Source organism: Streptomyces sp. NBC_00464 (assembly GCF_036013915.1).
Lineage (GTDB): Bacteria > Actinomycetota > Actinomycetes > Streptomycetales > Streptomycetaceae > Streptomyces.
Map to the genome: position 1 here is coordinate 2,542,598 of NZ_CP107899.1, position 15,579 is coordinate 2,558,176.

Here is a 15,579-nt window from a genome sequence, read left to right on the forward strand (position 1 = left end):
CAGGGCCCGGCGCCGACACGATTCGGGGCTGCCGGATGTATGAGAGGGCACCAACTGTCGAACTAGGGCTCCCCCATGGGTCAGAATGACCAGCGTGCCTTTCCTGTTGCTGATCGAGGACGACGACGCCATCCGCACGGCCCTCGAACTCTCGCTGTCACGCCAGGGCCACCGTGTGGCCACCGCGGCGACGGGAGAGGACGGCCTCAACCTGCTGCGCGAGCAGCGGCCCGACCTGGTCGTGCTGGATGTGATGCTGCCCGGGATCGATGGTTTCGAGGTGTGCCGGCGCATCCGGCGCACCGACCAGCTGCCGATCATTCTGCTCACCGCGCGAAGCGACGACATCGACGTCGTCGTCGGACTGGAGTCCGGCGCCGACGACTATGTGGTGAAACCCGTGCAGGGCCGGGTGCTCGACGCCCGTATCCGCGCGGTGCTGCGCCGCGGCGAGCGCGAGTCCACGGACTCCGCCACATTCGGCAATGTGGTGATCGACCGCTCCGCCATGACCGTGACCAAGGACGGGGAGGACCTGCAGCTCACACCGACCGAGCTGCGCCTCCTGCTGGAGCTGAGCCGCCGGCCCGGCCAGGCCCTGTCCCGGCAGCAGTTGCTGCGCCTGGTCTGGGAGCACGACTACCTCGGCGACTCCCGTCTGGTGGACGCCTGCGTCCAGCGGCTGCGCGCGAAGGTGGAGGACGTACCGTCCTCGCCGACCCTGATCCGTACCGTGCGGGGCGTGGGATACCGGCTGGACTCGCCGCAGTGAGTACGGCTGTGCGGCGGAGCCTGCTCGCCGGGCTCCGCTGGACCAGCCTGCGGCTGCGGCTCGTCGTCGTGTTCGCGCTGGTCGCGCTGACCGCCGCGGTGTCCGCGTCCGGGATCGCGTACTGGCTGAACCGCGAGGCGGTGCTGACCCGTACGCAGGACTCCGCGCTCGGGGACTTCCGCCAGGAGATGCAGAGCCGGGCCGCCTCGCTGCCGCTGCGCCCCACCAAGGAGGACCTGCAGACCGCCGCCGTGCAGATGGCGAGCAGCAGCCCCGGCTACAGCGTGCTGCTGATCGACGAGCGCGATCCCGGCAAGCCGATCGTCGGCAATTCCGACCTGGACACGTTCACCCTCGACAACGTACCGGCGTCACTGCGGAAGCAGGTCGACAAGAAGCAACCGGTCAAGGACGGCAACAAGTACCAGTACCACCTGTTCTGGCAGCGGATATCGATCCGCGGCACGCCCTATCTCGTCGCCGGTACGAAGATCATCGGCGGCGGCCCGACCGGCTACATGCTCAAGTCGCTCGACCAGGAACGGCAGGACCTCAACTCCCTCGCCTGGTCACTGGGGATCGCCACCGCGCTGGCTCTGGTCGGCTCCGCCCTGCTCGCGCAGGCCGCGGCGACGACGGTGCTGCGTCCCGTGCAGCGGCTCGGCGACGCCGCCCGCAAGCTCGGCGAAGGCAAGCTCGACACCCGCCTCGTGGTGTCCGGCACCGATGAACTGGCCGACCTCTCCCGTACGTTCAACAGAACCGCGAGCTCCCTGGAGAAGAAGGTCGCGGACATGAGCGCGCGGGAGGAGTCCAGCCGCCGCTTCGTCGCCGACATGTCGCACGAACTGCGCACCCCGCTCACCGCGATCACCGCCGTCGCCGAGGTGCTGGAGGACGAGGCCGACAACCTCGACCCGATGATCGCGCCCGCCGTGCACCTGGTGGTCAGCGAGACCCGGCGCCTCAACGACCTGGTGGAGAACCTGATGGAGGTCACCCGCTTCGACGCGGGCACGGCCCGCCTCGTCCTCGACACCGTCGACGTCGCCGACCAGGTGACCGCCTGCATCGACGCCCGCGCCTGGCTGGACGCGGTGGACCTGGACGCCGAGCGCGGCATGATGGTCCGCCTCGATCCGCGCCGGCTGGACGTGATCCTGGCCAACCTGATCGGGAACGCGCTGAAGCACGGCGGTTCGCCGGTGCGGGTCGCGGTACGGACCGAGGGCGACGACCTCGTCATCGAGGTGCGCGACCACGGGCCCGGAATCCCCGAGGACGTGCTGCCGCACGTCTTCGACCGCTTCTACAAGGCCAGCGCCTCCCGCCCCCGCTCCGAGGGCAGCGGTCTGGGGCTCTCGATCGCCATGGAGAACGCGCACATCCACGGCGGCGACATCACCGCCGCGAACTCGCCGGACGGGGACGGCGCGGTGTTCGTCCTGCGACTGCCGCGCGACGCCGAGGCGCTGGACGGCACCACCGAGGGTCACGACGCCGAGATCCCGGACCAGGAGGACGACGCGACGTGACGCCCAGCGAACGCCGGGGCCGCCGCCCCGCCGCAGCCCTGGCCGGTGCCGCGCTCTGCGCCGTACTGGCGGCGGGCTGCGGGATCAGGACCACCTCGGTACCCGTCGACGCCGGCCCGGCCCCGTCCCAGGTTCCGTGCACGATGCCTGCGGAGGACATCACCACCCAGGCCCAGCAGGGCATCCCCGTACAGGTCTATCTGGTCTGCGCCTCTGAACTGGTCACCGTGGACCGCACGGTCCAGGTCCAGGAGGCGACATCGGACCGGCTCCGGATCGCCCGCGCCCTCCTGGACGAACTGCGCGAGGAACCGCCCGCCGCCGAGCGGCAGGCGGGCTTCTCCACCCACGTACCCGCGGCGCTCCGGGTCGGCGGCCCCCGCGCGGGCGACCCGAAGGGCACGCTGCGCCTCAGCGAGCAGCCGGAGGACCTGCCGTCCGAGGCCCTGGCACAGATCGTCTGTACGTACACCGAGAGCGAATCGCTCGTCCCCGACGGCTCGGTGGTGCTCGGCGGCCCGGGCAGCTACGCGCCGCGCGCCTACCTGTGCACCACGGAGACGAAGGCCAGCCCGAAGGCCGTACCGACGACGGGCACGGCCCTGCTGCACTGAGCGGGACCGGTACGGGGCCCCGCCGTGCGGCTCGCTCGGGCGGGGTGAGCCAGGTCTCCCCCGCCCGAGCGGAACCGATCCTGCCGCCGCCCGCGTCTTGGGTTTCGTGCGTCAAGGTTCGGGCGGCCAAGCCGTCATCCGCTTCCGCGCGGTCGGAGTGTCCCTGCTCCTCGCGCATCTGCTGCTCGTCGGGTGGCTGACTCTGCGCCCGCTGGACGTGCCGTGGATGACCGCCGCCAACCTCCAGCCGTTCGCCGGCATCAAGGCCGACCTCTCCCTCGGCCCGGCCACCGCCGCCCGCCGCATCGGCAAGGAACTCCTGCTGCTGGCACCGCTCGGGGTGCTGCTGCCGCTCGCCGGGGGCCGCCTCTTCGTCTCGCCGTGGGCCTCACTGACCCGTACCGTCGCCGCCGGCGCACTGATCTCGCTGGCCATCGAACTGGGCCAGACCGGAGTGCCCGGCCAGGTCGTCGACGTCGACTCGCTGATCCTGAACACCGTCGGCGTCGCGCTCGCCCACGTCCTGGTCGTGCCGGCCTGGCGGGCACGGCTGCGCCGCCGCAAGCAGCGGCGGATCCGAGTGCTTCCCCCCACCGGGACCACCGGGACCACCGGCCATGAGGCCCCTCAGGGATCGACCCCGACGATTTCCAGGGTCGGCATCGCCCCGTAGAGCGACGCTTTGCCCCCGTTGCGCGAGCCATCCTGGATACATCGGGAGCGCAACGGAACGCTCCCTCAGCAACGGACCGCTTCCCAGCAACGGTTCGCGAAGGAGCCCACCATGGCCGCACTTGCCCGCCCTCGTGACGGACGCATGCTCGGCGGAGTGTGCGCAGCGCTGGCACGGCGCTTCGGCACCTCCGCGAGGACCATGCGCGTCATCTTCGTCGTCTCGTGCCTGCTGCCGGGCCCGCAGTTCCTGCTCTACCTGGCGCTGTGGCTGCTGCTCCCCGAGGAGAAGGCGTCGTCGACCACCGCGACCGCCTGGTAGTTCTCGTACGTACACCTGTGGGATACACCTGTGGGCGGGCACCCGATACCGGGTGTCCGCCCACAGGCAGGTGTGAAGCCGGCGCGTCAGCGGCCGAGCGGCAGACCGTTGGCCGACAGACCGCTGGTCGTCAGACCACCGGCGGGCATGCCGCCGAGGAGGCCCTTGGCCGGGGCGGCGACGTCGCCCAGGACCTTCGTCTGGCTGGTGCCGAGGAGCTCGGTGGCGGTGTCCTGGACCGGCAGGGTCGACGTGGCGTTCGCCAGCGCGCCGGCGACGGGCAGGGCGCTGGTGGCAGCGTCCAGCGGCAGCGCGGAGGCCGACGCGGTACCGGCGGCGGCAGCGGCGAAAGCGGCACCGAGAGCGGCGACGCCGAGAGTCCTGGCAGCAGACTGCTTCATGTGAAATTCATCCTTGGGGAAGGGGATGTGAGCGGCTCTTGAACGTAGTCAGCCCCCCGCCCGTCCCGCAAACATCGAAAAACGCGGAAAACGGCCGGGAATCACATTCCCGGCCGTTTCCCGAAGGCGGCTGTTCAGCCGGCGACCGAGGTAGAAACGCTGGTCGCAGCGGTCTGCTCGAAGAGCCATTCGGACTTCAGCTCGGCGTATCCGGGCTTGATGACGTCGCTGATCATCGCCAGACGTTCATCGAAAGGAATGAATGCTGATTTCATCGCATTGACGGTGAACCACTGCATGTCATCGAGCGTGTATCCGAATGTCTCGGTCAGCTTCTCGAATTCCCGGCTCATGCTCGTACCGCTCATCAGCCGGTTGTCCGTGTTCACGGTGGCCCGGAAGTGGAGCCGGCGCAGCAGCCCGATCGGGTGCTCGGCGTACGAGGCCGCGGCACCGGTCTGCAGGTTGGAGGTCGGGCAGAGCTCCAGCGGGATGCGCTTGTCCCGTACGTAGGAGGCGAGGCGGCCGAGCTTCACACTGCCGTCCTCCGCGACCTCGATGTCGTCGATGATGCGGACGCCGTGGCCGAGCCGGTCGGCACCGCACCACTGGATGGCCTGCCAGATCGACGGCAGGCCGAAGGCCTCACCCGCATGGATGGTGAAGTGGTTGTTCTCGCGCTTGAGGTACTCGAAGGCGTCGAGGTGCCGGGTGGGCGGGAAGCCCGCCTCCGCGCCGGCGATGTCGAAGCCGACGACGCCCTGCTCGCGGTAGCGGTTGGCCAGCTCCGCGATCTCCAGCGAACGCGCGGCGTGCCGCATCGCGGTGAGCAGCGCGCCCACCCTGATCCGGTTGCCGTCCCGGCGGGCCCGGCGCTCGCCCTCACGGAAGCCCTCGTTGACCGCCTCGACGACCTCTTCGAGGCTCAGACCGGCTTCCAGGTGCTGCTCGGGCGCGTACCGGATCTCGGCGTAGACGACACCGTCCGCGGCGAGGTCCTCGGCGCACTCGGCGGCGACCCTGACCAGCGCGTCACGCGTCTGCATGACGGCGCAGGTGTGGGCGAACGTCTCCAGATACCGCTCCAGCGACCCGGAGTCGGCGGCTTCCCTGAACCAGACGCCGAGCTTGTCGGGATCGGTCTCCGGAAGTCCGTCGTATCCGTTCGCGGCGGCGAGTTCGACGATCGTCCCGGGGCGCAGGCCGCCGTCGAGGTGATCGTGGAGAAGGACCTTGGGGGCACGCCGGATCTGATCCTGGCCGGGCACATTGAGGGTCGGGCTCATCATCCACGCACTCTAGCGCCTACGCGCGTAGAGCGCTGCGGGGAACGGCTCGCCGATACGTAACAGAGACCGCGAATACGGGTGGCGTACACCTGCCCTTCTGACACTGTTGCGTCATGGCACAGCGCGCACTCCCCCTGCCTGCTGCAAGGCTGGGACGGGCCGTCCGGACGGCCGGAGAATCCACCACGGTCAGCGGCGTGGTCCTGCTGCTCCCGGACGGCGAGCCCTACTCGCACCGCCGCCCCTCCTCCCTCTCCTACGCCCTACAGCTCCCCCTGGCCCGCTCCCTGGCCCGCGCAGGCGGCGACGACGGCCTCGCCGCCCACGTCGTGCACTACCGCTGCCGCGGCTGGAACACCTCGGACGCCCACCTCGCGGCGGACGCCGAATGGGCGGTGGACGAGGTCGTACGCCGCTACGGCGACATCCCGGTCTGCCTGGCGGGCCACGGCATGGGCGGCCGCGCGGCCCTCCGCGCGGGCGGCCACCCGGCCGTCACCTCGGTCCTCGCGATGGCCCCCTGGCTGCCGGGCGACCCGGACGCCGAACCGGAACCGGTGAAACACCTGGTCGGCCGTCAGGTCCTGCTGGTCCACGGCACGAACGACGCCCGCTGCGACCCCGAACTCTCCTTCCGCCTCGCCGAACGCGCCAAGAAGTCCAACCGCAACACCTGCCGCTTCGAGGTCCACTCGGACGGCCACGCACTACGCCAGCACCACTCCGAAGTCGCCTCCCTGGCCGCCGACTTCGTCCGCGGCTCCCTCTTCGGCCGGGGGTACGCCCGCCCGGTCGCCGACGCACTGGCGGCCCCGCCGCCGCTGGGGCTGCGGATGCCGCTGGCTGCGGGGTTCGGGGAGTCGCTGGGGCGGTGAGCGGCGGGCGCGCGGTGTCCTAACCGCGGTCCGCGTCGGGTTCGGGTTCGGGTTCGGCAGTGCCGCCGCCCGAGCCCGCTTCGGGTTTCGTGTGGAGGATCTCGCGGACCTGCTCCGCGGCCCGAAGGATGCTCTCGCTGATGAAGTCGCTGAAGCGGGCGATGTTTTCGAGGCGGGCAGCGGCGGGGCTGTCGCGGCCGAGGATGCCGACGCCCTGCCGTGCGGTCTCGGCGATCAGGGCGGTGCCCTGGGCGCTGGCGATCGTCGACCGGTACCAGACGTCGTCGTCGACGAAGTAGCGCTCGCGGCGGCGTTCGTCGCGTTTACGCAGGACGAGACCCTGGTCTTCGAGGAACCCGATCGCCTTGGAGACGGATGCCGGGCTGACCTGGAGGCGCTGGACGAGTTCGGACGCGGTGAGGCTGCCCGCGTCGGCGATGAAGAGACAGGTCAGCACCCGAGCCGTCATCCTCGGAAGGCCCTGCTGCATCAGGAGGGTGGTGAACGCCTCCTCGTACGCACGCACGGCCTCGTCGTCACGCCCGTCGGCCGGCACCGGCGCCCCCTGCCCTCGGGGCTGGGCGTGCTTGCGCCGGTGGGCGCGGCGTTCGGTGGCGCGGTGGGCCGCGTCGGCACGGTAGGCGGCGGGGCCGCCGTTGCGCATCACCTCACGCGTGATCGTCGAGGTGGGGCGGTCGAGCCGCCGGGCGATCTCCGCATAGGCGAGGTCGTCGGCCAGCCCCAGTGCGATCTGCTGGCGTTCCTGCTGGGTGAGTCTGCCTCCCGGCATCGCGGCCCCCTTCGTCGTCCGTGGTGGCACCAACGTAGCGTTCACCGTCACCTCAATGCAACGGGCTGCCGCCTCGTCATTGCGTTAGCCGCAAATCCATTGCAACGAAATCCGCACTCCGACCTGCAATTAAGGGAGTTGGACGCAAAAATCTCGTTGCCACATCCTCGAACGCAACGTAGCTTTTCCGTTGTAAGAAACAAAGAACGCACACGAGGAGAGCACCATGCAGAAGTTCGACACCCCCACCACCATCTCCGCCCTGGTGGACATCGCCGCCGGCCGCATCCAGGTCATCGCCGCCGACCGGACCGACACCACCGTCACCGTCCTGCCCGCCGACGCCTCCAAGGGCCGCGACGTGAAGGCGGCCGAGCAGACCACGGCCGAATACGCCGACGGCACCCTGCGGATCAACGCCCCGGCAGAGAAGAACCAGATCCTCGGCGCATCCGGATCCATCGAGGTGACCGTCCAACTGCCCGCCGGCTCCCGCATCGAGACGAAGTCGGCGAGCGCCGAGTTCCGCGGCGTAGGACGGCTCGGCGACGTCACCTGCGAGGGCGCGCACGGCACGGTCAGGATCGACGAGGCCGCGAACGTGCACATCACCGCCCACGCCGCCGACATCACGGTCGGCCGCCTCACCGGCGCCGCGGAGATCAGCACCCAGCAGGGCAGCATCCACATCACCGAGGCCACCTCCGGCACGCTCGTGCTGCGCACCCGGACGGGCGACGTGACGGTCGGCGCAGCCCGCGGAGTCTCCGCCGCGCTGGACGCCGGCACCGGCTACGGCCGGATCGACAACACCCTGAAGAACACCGAAGGCGCCACGGCCGGGCTGAACATCCGGGCAACCACCGACCACGGCGACATCACCGCCCACAGCCTGTAAGGCCCTCGCCGGGGCCTTCGAAGAGCCGTACCAAGCACGCGCCCCACACGCACACGACCAGGAGAACCACATGACGAAGAACAGCCCTTCCTCGACCGGTTCGACGTGGACCGGCATGGTGCCGGTCGACGACACGGCCCTGGCCGTGACGGACACCGGCGGCTCCGGAATCCCCGTGATCTACCTCAACGGCCAGTTCGCCACCCAGGGCTACTGGCGGCGGGTCATCGCCGAACTGGGCCCGCAGTGGCGGCACATCACCTACGACGAGCGGGCCCGCGGCAAGAAGTCGAAGCGCTCCGCGGACTACTCCTTCGAGGCCGCAGTCCGGGACGTAGACGCCGTACTCGCGGCCAGAGGTATCGACCAGGCGCTCGTGGTCGGCTGGTCCTACGGGGCGTTCGTCGCAGCACACTGGGCCGCCCGCAACCCCGACCGCACCCTGGGCGTCGTCATGGTCGAAGGCGCCCAGCCGCACGACTGGCTGGACGAGGCCATGGAACAGCGCATCCGCAAGACCTTCCGCCGGCTGAACCTCTTCATGCCACTGCTGCGCCCGACGGGCCTGACGCCGCGCATGAACGCCACCGAGATGGCGGACTGCAACATCGAACTCGGCAAGCTCGCCCGCGAGCGCGAACTGGGCCCCGTACTGGACAGCATCAGCGTCCCGGCGCGCTACGTGGTCGCGTCGGGCAACTCCCTCGGAAGCAAGGGCGACGAACAGGAACTCATCCGCGCCAGCCTCGACGGCGTGGTCGCCCGCAACACACACATCAAGATCAGCGCGAAGGTCACCAGCAACCACGACGCGATCCTGAAGAAGGACTTCCTGGCCGTCGCCGAGGCGGTACGCGAGGTCGCCGGCCTTGGCCAGGGGCCGCGGTGAAGGGACGGGGACGGTTTCCGAGCCCATCTGGTGGAGGAGGCCAAGGGCGACCTTGCCCGGGGTGGGGAGCGCAGCGGCTCGGCTTCGAGCACCGCTCCCCCGGGTGGGACCGCCCCGGGGGGAGCGCGGCTGGCGAACTGCGGCAGCGCATCACAGCTGGATCATCCCCGCAGGTGCGGGGAGCACAACACCGCGGTGATGTCGATCCACTTGCCCTCGGGACCATCCCCACGGATGCAGGGAGCACCTCCGCCTGACCAAGGGGGTGATGCTGGCCTGGGGACCAACCCCGCGGGTGCGGGGAGCACGGTGTCGCGCCCGCCTGACGTCGACACCGCCCGGGACCATCCCCGCGGGTGCGGGGAGCACCTCCTCGTCGAAGGTCCGGCTTACGAGGTTCAGGGACCAACCCTGCGGGTGCGGGGAGCACCAGCCTGAGCTGGAGGGCTGGGAGCAGGCCGAGGGACCATCCCCGCGGGCGCGGGGAGCACGGCTTGAGCTGAGGGTGTCGGCCACGGTCGAGGGGACCATCCCCGCGGGTGCGGGGAGCACGGCGAGGGTGGAGCTGCTCATGTTCGGTCCTCGGGACCATCCCCGCGGGTGCGGGGAGCACTCGGTCGCGGCGGCCGGGACACCCTGGGTGGAGGGACCATCCCCGCGGGTGCGGGGAGCACAGGTTGCACCACATCCGTCGCCCTCGTATGCGGGGACCATCCCCGCAGGTGCGGGGAGCACACCCCGCAGGCAGCCCCCGTATGGGTATCGCTGGGACCATCCCCGCGGGTGCGGGGAGCACTTCGCGTCGTACAACACCATTGGCACGAAGGAGGGACCATCCCCGCGGGTGCGGGGAGCACTGTTCGTGCCTCAGACCCTCGGGAACGTCGTCGGGACCATCCCCGCGAGTGCGGGGAGCACGCTTCGGTGTAGCGGGCGGCGTGTACGGATCCGGGACCATCCCCGCGGGTGCGGGGAGCACCGCACGGGGACTGCCTGTGTCTGATCGCCCGCGGGACCATCCCCGCGGGTGCGGGGAGCACCAGTCCTCGACCTCTTCGTAGTCGATGGTGTGGGGACCATCCCCGCGGGTGCGGGGAGCACTACTACGAAGCCAACGTCACCAAGAGCCTCGAGGGACCATCCCCGCGGGTGCGGGGAGCACGACCCGGCCTACCGCAACTCCGGTCGAGTCCAGGGACCATCCCCGCGGGTGCGGGGAGCACGGAAAGCGGAATGGCCGATACAGCACGTGCAGGGGACCATCCCCGCGGGTGCGGGGAGCACTCCCGGCCGGCCTGTCCACCCAATCCGTTTCTGGGACCATCCCCGCGGGTGCGGGGAGCACGACCAGCGCCAGGCAACGGCGTTGCCGTACGCGGGACCATCCCCGCGGGTGCGGGGAGCACGACCAGCGCCAGGCAACGGCGTTGCCGTACGCGGGACCATCCCCGCGGGTGCGGGGAGCACGACCAGCGCCAGGCAACGGCGTTGCCGTACGCGGGACCATCCCCGCGGGTGCGGGGAGCACTCGGGGTACTCAGGGGCGTGGACGAGGCCCATGGGACCATCCCCGCGGGTGCGGGGAGCACCATCGTCGGTGTGATTGGTGCGGCCGTCGGTGGGGACCATCCCCGCGGGTGCGGGGAGCACGCGGATGCTCCGCCCCGCGCCGTCTCCGGCGCGGGACCATCCCCGCGGGTGCGGGGAGCACGTGAACCCTTCGTGCAGGTCCACCCGCCACCCGGGACCATCCCCGCGGGTGCGGGGAGCACGCTACTGGCCGTTGGCGGCGGGGAACCGCACGGGGACCATCCCCGCGGGTGCGGGGAGCACACGGGGATGGACGGTAGCGGGGGATCGGGTGAGGGACCATCCCCGCGGGTGCGGGGAGCACCCCACGATCGCGACGGCCCCCATGATGAAAATGGGACCATCCCCGCGGGTGCGGGGAGCACTCGCTTCACTTCTCGGGCAACTGCCTTGGAGCGGGACCATCCCCGCGGGTGCGGGGAGCACCGGTGCCGAGCACGGATGTACCGGGGACGCTGGGGACCATCCCCGCGGGTGCGGGGAGCACCGGTGCCGAGCACGGATGTACCGGGGACGCTGGGGACCATCCCCGCGGGTGCGGGGAGCACGACACACGATTCGGAAAGGAGTACTACGCCGTGGGACCATCCCCGCGGGTGCGGGGAGCACGACGCCTACCAGCGGGCGGAGCGGGAAGCCCGGGGACCATCCCCGCGGGTGCGGGGAGCACTCTCCGTGACCTGCAGTTTTACGAGGGGAACGAACGGTTCCTTACCACTTTCACCGAATCCGACAATTCTCCGTAACCCCGCATCGACGACATTCACCCCCTCCCGAACCGACGCCTCTTCGACGCCCTGCTCCAGCCAGGTTTCGCGCCGTCGGGCTGCTTCTGCCTCGACTCCGCGTCCACGCCCGGCCGGCACATCAGTGTCAGGCCCTCATGATCGAGTGGGTGCCACTTGTGATCGTGCGTCCGGAAGGTGAAACCCTGTTCATTGTTGGTCGTGTGGGCCAACAGCGCGCGGCCTTGGTCCGCATACTCCTGAACTTCGGCCCACAGAACGTCGCGGACCCTCGCCGACGGATTGCCGATGAACACGCCTGCGGAGATCTCCAGGAGCCAGCGCGTGAGGAACCCCCGTAAGCCGGCGGGACAGTTGGTCAGCACGATCACTGTCACCAGAGCAACGCCCCGCCCTCGCCCATCCCCGCATCCGACTCCCCGTAGTTACGACCTGCCGCTACTACACGGCCGCCGTCACTCTGGAGCGTGACAACATCACGGTCGTTGGACATCGCTTCGTCCGTGTCGCCCTGGAGAAGCAGACCCTTGATGTCGTCGACACAACGGTCGAGCAAAGAAAGCTCGTTGATGCGATCGCGCAATGCCCGTCTGGTGCGGGACGCAATATCCTCTTCACCCTCCGCAGCCACATCGAATGCCAGCGGGATGCCGACTTCCGTCTTGTACAAGTCGGCGATGTCGAGCACGAAGGACAGCTCGTGGCCGGAGTGTACGAATCCCAGGGCCGGGCTGCAGCCGAGTGATGACACCACCGCGTGGGCGATGCCGTACATGCACTGCGCAGCGGCCGTGATTCCCTGGTTGACCGGGTCACCGGCAGAGAAGTCCCCCGGGGTGTACTTGCGGCCGCGCCACTTGATACCGGTGCGTGCCGCTTCCGCCCGGTAGCAATCCTTCACACGACGCCCTTCACAACCGAGCAGTCCCTTGCGGGTGAGTCCCGCCGGATCCTCGTCCGGGAAGCGCAACCGGTACATCGCGCGGGCGACCGACAAGCGGCTGCGGGTGTTCGCCCACTGAATCGCTTGAGCCTCTGCAAGTGCTGACGAACGCGTCAGGGCTCGGCCACCCGCGTAATAGCGCACGCCCTGCTCCCCGACCCAGGCCACGGCAGCGCCGGTCTCCCCGAGGACGCTCATCGCCTGGTGCGTGATCCGGGTCCCGGGTCCCAGCAGCAGAGTGCCTATGGTCGCCGAGGGGATGTGGGTGGTGCCTTCCGTGTCCTCTGCGGTGATGGCGTTGGCATCCCGGTGAACCGTGCAGCGTTCCAAATAGATGAACGACAGGCGGTCACCTACACGTGTGAGGTGGCGCGGAGTAAGCGCCGTGCGCTGGGAAACGGTTGCCATCGGTTCATTCCGTTCCAGCGAGCGGCGCCAACGTGAGCAGGCCGCATCCGTACGCCTTCGCCTTGCCGATTCCCCGCGTGAGGGTGCGACGCATGGCGTCGGGATCGGTTACCTCCAGCCGGCCATCGAAAGTAACCGTCACGAGGCTGACCCGGCTTCCTCGCCTGCCTTCTTCACTGCGGGACTTGTCGAAAGCCAGACCGCACCGGTCTCCAACTGTCAGTTCGTAACGGTCACCATGGTGCTCGTGGTTGTTGTACGTGGTCCCACCAGGGAGCAGGCGCTCACTTTGCGGCTTCTCGACCACTCGGAATCCTCCGCGCGTCTGACGGTCCAGGAGCCACGCCGCCTGGTGCACTGGGGTCAGGTGCGCGGTCCGTTTGCGCGGCTCGTCCGGCTTCCGCCGGATGTTGTGCACTGGGTTGGCCGTCAGCCGGAACGCCCACCGCTGTCCCTCTGCCAGTCGGTCGAGGAGCGGGGCGTAAGGCCTGGTCTGCCAGCCCGGCGTCTTCGGGTCCGCGGCGGCAGCGGGCCAGCCCGCCTGCTGCACGAGGTGCGTGAGGTCGGGACTGTCCGGGCTTACGACGTACAGCAAAACCTCGGCCCGCGCGTTCTGGTCGAGGCGCCACAGCACCCGCGGCCCGTCGGGGGAGACCGCCGCGTCCGTGGGCAGAAGTGCGGGAAACGACGCCATGACGGCTGCGTGCAGCACCTGGGGCGAGGAAAGCAGGCGGCGCGCACCCGGACGCGCCGTGTTCATACGGAAGCGGGTCAGGAACATCAGGCGCTCGCCTCCAGGGCATCGAACGGATCGTGCCGGGGCTGCTCAGCTCGCCGGAGCGCAGCATCCGGGTGAGGAACGTCCACCGTCCTGCTGACCACCGTGCGCAGCGCGTGCCGGCGGTGTTCGGCTGCGAAGCTGAGGGGCTGGTCGCGCTGGTAGTCCGCGTCGTGTTCGCCTTCGTCGACCTCGCGCAGAACAGCCAGGGACACCGTGGCCTCACGCCTGTGCCGGCGGCGGTACCAGGGCGCTGCCTGCCACGGCTCGTCCGCGAGGGCTTGATGGACGGAGTCTCCATCGTGGAGTGCGAGTTCCACCGGGTGGGCCGGCGGGCAGGAGCGTCGGCCGAGGAACGGCGGGTACACGGGGGCCCGCAGCGCGGCGTGCAGGCCGGTCAGGACGCCGGTCTCACCGGCGAGTGCGGCGACGAAGACCGCGTCGGCCAGGTAGAAGCGCTCGGAGAGTGGCATGGAAGCGCCGGTGACGCCGTGGTGCGCTGTCTGGAAATCCCTTACTCGGGTGCCTGGTTGGTCGATGCGGACGCCGAACCTTAAGGCGCCGAGCGTAGCCAGTGCCTCGTCGTCGCCCCTTTCGATGCCCGCCGCCGCCGCGAGCAGGCCGATCACGCCACTCTTGGTCGGTGCAGACTCGGTCGTGCGGCGTGCGAAGCGGGCGGACGCACCCCAGGACTGCAGGGGGCCTGCCAGCCGCAGCGTCAGCACGCTCATGCGGACTTCTCCATGCGCTCGGAAACGGCCTGCCCCACCGACGTGACGAGTTCGGTGATGCTGACCGACTCTGTCCCGATGCCCGCGAGCCTCTGGGTGTTCGGGCCCACGCGGAGCACCCACGTGAGGGTGGAGCCCTCGTCGCCGTATGCCCGCTCGATGTCGGGGATGTACTCCGCCAGGCGCGCGGAGGCCTCGGACACATGTCCGCCGAGGTCGCCGCGGACGGGCTCCTCGAAAGCCGCGACGAAGCTGATGGGCCGGGTGGTCCGGAGTTTGACGACGACGGCGTCGGGGAGCGTGTGATGGCCGAATGTGTTGATCTTGCCGGTGGGCAGAGACTCGATGAAACCCTGGACGAATGCTTCGACTGCACGGCGCACGGGGGTGGTTCGGGATTCGTCGTCCCGAAGTCCCTCCCCCAGGTTGGCCGCCAGCTGGTGAACGCCGAGGGCCGCGTAGCGGTAGAGCGTCGCCGAGTTGAAGTCGACGGTGCCGATCATTCCGGCTCCCGGCTCGGCGTCGGTGTTGCGGTCGTCGACGGCCGTGTAGTAGTCGGACTCGGTATCAACACGGTGGACGCTGATGGCGTGGGCCACCTGAACCGCCGCGTCCACGTTGAAGTCGGTCGAGTCCGCGACCATACGGCCGAACAACGCGATGTCCACCGAGTGGCGGGTGTCGGCGATCTGCTTGACCTGGGCCTTGTTGTCCTTGTCCTTCAGGAACGTCTTGATGTCGGCGGCTCCCGCGACAGCGAGCCGGGCCAGTCCGTCGAGCTGACTCGCGCTGAGGAAGACCAGGTACTTGGCCTGGGGCGCCGGCTCCTTCGTCTCCTCGTCGCCCTCGTCCCCTCCAGCCGCTCCCTTCTTCGCGGAGCCCTTCCGCGTGGGGGTCTCGATCTTGAGGCCTGTGGCGGCGATGACCTCGGCGGCCAGCTCCAGCGCTTCGGTCTCCGTCACAGAGGGGTCGTGCTCGCGAACGCGGTCGGCCAGGACCTCGACGACCTTCTTGGTCCGCACACCGAGCTCGCTCGGTTCGAGGAGGCTCTCGGCCCCGAAGTAGTCCCGGGTGGCCTTCTTCCACGCCTGGCTGGAGACCCGGGCCCGGGGCACTCCTCCATAGATCGCGGATTTCGGGGAGCCCGTGTCGTCCCGGTTCAGATTGCTCGGAGGAACGGTCTGCAGAGCGTGCACGTCGATGTAGAAGCGACTCACGAGGCGTCCTTGTCGTTCTGGCTGGTGTCAGCTGGATCGGTGCCGTGGCATCGGCTCGGTGTGGGTGCGGGTGGAGGCGTAAGGGTTGGCAGCGTCCGGTCGGAACAGC

Annotated in this window: 16 protein-coding genes and 1 CRISPR repeat array; of the genes, 8 read left to right on the top strand and 8 right to left on the bottom strand. The window is 69.7% G+C overall.

All coding sequences use genetic code 11. The annotated features are described in order from the left end of the window. The first annotated feature begins 94 nt into the window (after positions 1-94). The 5 genes from afsQ1 to OG912_RS11085 all read left to right on the top strand — a co-directional run bounded on the left by afsQ1 (position 95) and on the right by OG912_RS11085 (position 3,915). Positions 95-772, top strand: coding sequence for a two-component system response regulator AfsQ1 (gene afsQ1 / locus OG912_RS11065; RefSeq protein WP_026249390.1), 678 nt, complete (start codon positions 95-97; stop codon positions 770-772). Next, positions 769-2,307 (top strand): HAMP domain-containing sensor histidine kinase, encoded by a 1,539-nt coding sequence (locus tag OG912_RS11070; protein ID WP_327709207.1) that lies wholly within the window; start codon positions 769-771, stop codon positions 2,305-2,307. The genes afsQ1 and OG912_RS11070 overlap by 4 nt, the downstream gene beginning before the upstream one ends. Then, the gene (locus OG912_RS11075; protein WP_327709208.1) at positions 2,304-2,921 is read left to right on the top strand and encodes a hypothetical protein; all 618 of its coding nucleotides are present in this window, start codon (positions 2,304-2,306) and stop codon (positions 2,919-2,921) included. Before OG912_RS11070 ends, OG912_RS11075 begins: the two co-directional genes overlap by 4 nt. Before the next feature lie 106 nt (positions 2,922-3,027). After that, entirely contained in the window at positions 3,028-3,594 is a 567-nt protein-coding gene (locus OG912_RS11080; RefSeq protein ID WP_327709209.1) for a VanZ family protein, read from the top strand. A gap of 111 nt (positions 3,595-3,705) precedes the next feature. After that, on the top strand, positions 3,706-3,915 hold the full coding sequence (locus tag OG912_RS11085) for a PspC domain-containing protein (protein WP_326738300.1): 210 nt from the start codon (positions 3,706-3,708) through the stop codon (positions 3,913-3,915). Positions 3,916-4,001: 86 nt separating this feature from the next. Here the strand turns inward: OG912_RS11085 and OG912_RS11090 are convergent, their stop codons facing one another. Both OG912_RS11090 and OG912_RS11095 read right to left on the bottom strand, forming a co-directional pair. Further along, positions 4,002-4,316: a hypothetical protein gene (locus OG912_RS11090; RefSeq protein ID WP_219568771.1), complete on the bottom strand. Its 315-nt coding sequence runs from the start codon at positions 4,314-4,316 to the stop codon at positions 4,002-4,004. A gap of 134 nt (positions 4,317-4,450) precedes the next feature. Beyond that, positions 4,451-5,605: an adenosine deaminase gene (locus OG912_RS11095; protein ID WP_326738298.1), complete on the bottom strand. Its 1,155-nt coding sequence runs from the start codon at positions 5,603-5,605 to the stop codon at positions 4,451-4,453. Between the two features lie 113 nt (positions 5,606-5,718). On the opposite strand from OG912_RS11095, the gene OG912_RS11100 reads away from it, so the two are divergent. Then, positions 5,719-6,480, top strand: a complete 762-nt coding sequence (locus tag OG912_RS11100; protein WP_327709210.1) for an alpha/beta hydrolase family protein — start codon at positions 5,719-5,721, stop codon at positions 6,478-6,480. 19 nt (positions 6,481-6,499) lie between these two features. Here OG912_RS11100 and OG912_RS40045 read toward each other — a convergent pair whose 3' ends face one another. Next, complete coding sequence (locus OG912_RS40045) at positions 6,500-7,270, bottom strand: helix-turn-helix domain-containing protein (protein WP_443060966.1); 771 nt, start codon at positions 7,268-7,270, stop codon at positions 6,500-6,502. A gap of 226 nt (positions 7,271-7,496) precedes the next feature. On the opposite strand from OG912_RS40045, the gene OG912_RS11115 reads away from it, so the two are divergent. Together OG912_RS11115 and OG912_RS11120 are read left to right on the top strand one after the other, a co-directional pair. After that, positions 7,497-8,168 carry a DUF4097 family beta strand repeat-containing protein gene (locus tag OG912_RS11115; protein WP_327709211.1) on the top strand — a complete coding sequence of 224 codons (672 nt, stop codon included), beginning with the start codon at positions 7,497-7,499 and terminating at the stop codon, positions 8,166-8,168. A gap of 70 nt (positions 8,169-8,238) precedes the next feature. Continuing rightward, positions 8,239-9,057, top strand: coding sequence for an alpha/beta fold hydrolase (locus OG912_RS11120; protein WP_327709212.1), 819 nt, complete (start codon positions 8,239-8,241; stop codon positions 9,055-9,057). Between the two features lie 157 nt (positions 9,058-9,214). Continuing rightward, a CRISPR array of direct repeats spans positions 9,215-11,317; the repeat unit is 29 nt; unit sequence GGGACCATCCCCGCGGGTGCGGGGAGCAC. Between the two features lie 93 nt (positions 11,318-11,410). Here the strand turns inward: OG912_RS11120 and cas2e are convergent. Genes cas2e through cas7e form a run of 5 tightly spaced genes read right to left on the bottom strand, consistent with a single transcriptional unit; the run spans position 11,411 to position 15,470 of the window. After that, positions 11,411-11,770, bottom strand: a complete 360-nt coding sequence (gene cas2e, locus OG912_RS11125) for a type I-E CRISPR-associated endoribonuclease Cas2e (protein ID WP_327709213.1) — start codon at positions 11,768-11,770, stop codon at positions 11,411-11,413. After that, positions 11,767-12,744, bottom strand: a complete 978-nt coding sequence (gene cas1e, locus OG912_RS11130; protein WP_327709214.1) for a type I-E CRISPR-associated endonuclease Cas1e — start codon at positions 12,742-12,744, stop codon at positions 11,767-11,769. The genes cas2e and cas1e overlap by 4 nt, the downstream gene beginning before the upstream one ends. A 4-nt stretch (positions 12,745-12,748) precedes the next feature. After that, positions 12,749-13,525 carry a type I-E CRISPR-associated protein Cas6/Cse3/CasE gene (gene cas6e / locus OG912_RS11135; RefSeq protein WP_327709215.1) on the bottom strand — a complete coding sequence of 259 codons (777 nt, stop codon included), beginning with the start codon at positions 13,523-13,525 and terminating at the stop codon, positions 12,749-12,751. After that, positions 13,525-14,253 (bottom strand): type I-E CRISPR-associated protein Cas5/CasD, encoded by a 729-nt coding sequence (gene cas5e, locus OG912_RS11140; protein WP_327709216.1) that lies wholly within the window; start codon positions 14,251-14,253, stop codon positions 13,525-13,527. The genes cas6e and cas5e overlap by 1 nt, the downstream gene beginning before the upstream one ends. Beyond that, positions 14,250-15,470: a type I-E CRISPR-associated protein Cas7/Cse4/CasC gene (gene cas7e, locus OG912_RS11145; RefSeq protein WP_327709217.1), complete on the bottom strand. Its 1,221-nt coding sequence runs from the start codon at positions 15,468-15,470 to the stop codon at positions 14,250-14,252. Before cas7e ends, cas5e begins: the two co-directional genes overlap by 4 nt. Positions 15,471-15,579: the final 109 nt, after the last annotated feature.

Bases quoted from the DNA above. Each gene is read 5' to 3' on its own strand.
- OG912_RS11120 (WP_327709212.1), top strand. From the start codon at position 8,239: ATGACGAAGAACAGCCCTTCCTCGACCGGTTCGACGTGGACCGGCATG.
- OG912_RS11085 (WP_326738300.1), top strand. From the start codon at position 3,706: ATGGCCGCACTTGCCCGCCCTCGTGACGGACGCATGCTCGGCGGAGTG.
- OG912_RS11090 (WP_219568771.1), bottom strand. From the start codon at position 4,316: ATGAAGCAGTCTGCTGCCAGGACTCTCGGCGTCGCCGCTCTCGGTGCC.
- OG912_RS11100 (WP_327709210.1), top strand. From the start codon at position 5,719: ATGGCACAGCGCGCACTCCCCCTGCCTGCTGCAAGGCTGGGACGGGCC.
- OG912_RS11115 (WP_327709211.1), top strand. From the start codon at position 7,497: ATGCAGAAGTTCGACACCCCCACCACCATCTCCGCCCTGGTGGACATC.
- OG912_RS11095 (WP_326738298.1), bottom strand. From the start codon at position 5,605: ATGATGAGCCCGACCCTCAATGTGCCCGGCCAGGATCAGATCCGGCGT.
- cas1e (WP_327709214.1), bottom strand. From the start codon at position 12,744: ATGGCAACCGTTTCCCAGCGCACGGCGCTTACTCCGCGCCACCTCACA.
- OG912_RS40045 (WP_443060966.1), bottom strand. From the start codon at position 7,270: ATGCCGGGAGGCAGACTCACCCAGCAGGAACGCCAGCAGATCGCACTG.
- cas6e (WP_327709215.1), bottom strand. From the start codon at position 13,525: ATGTTCCTGACCCGCTTCCGTATGAACACGGCGCGTCCGGGTGCGCGC.
- cas5e (WP_327709216.1), bottom strand. From the start codon at position 14,253: ATGAGCGTGCTGACGCTGCGGCTGGCAGGCCCCCTGCAGTCCTGGGGT.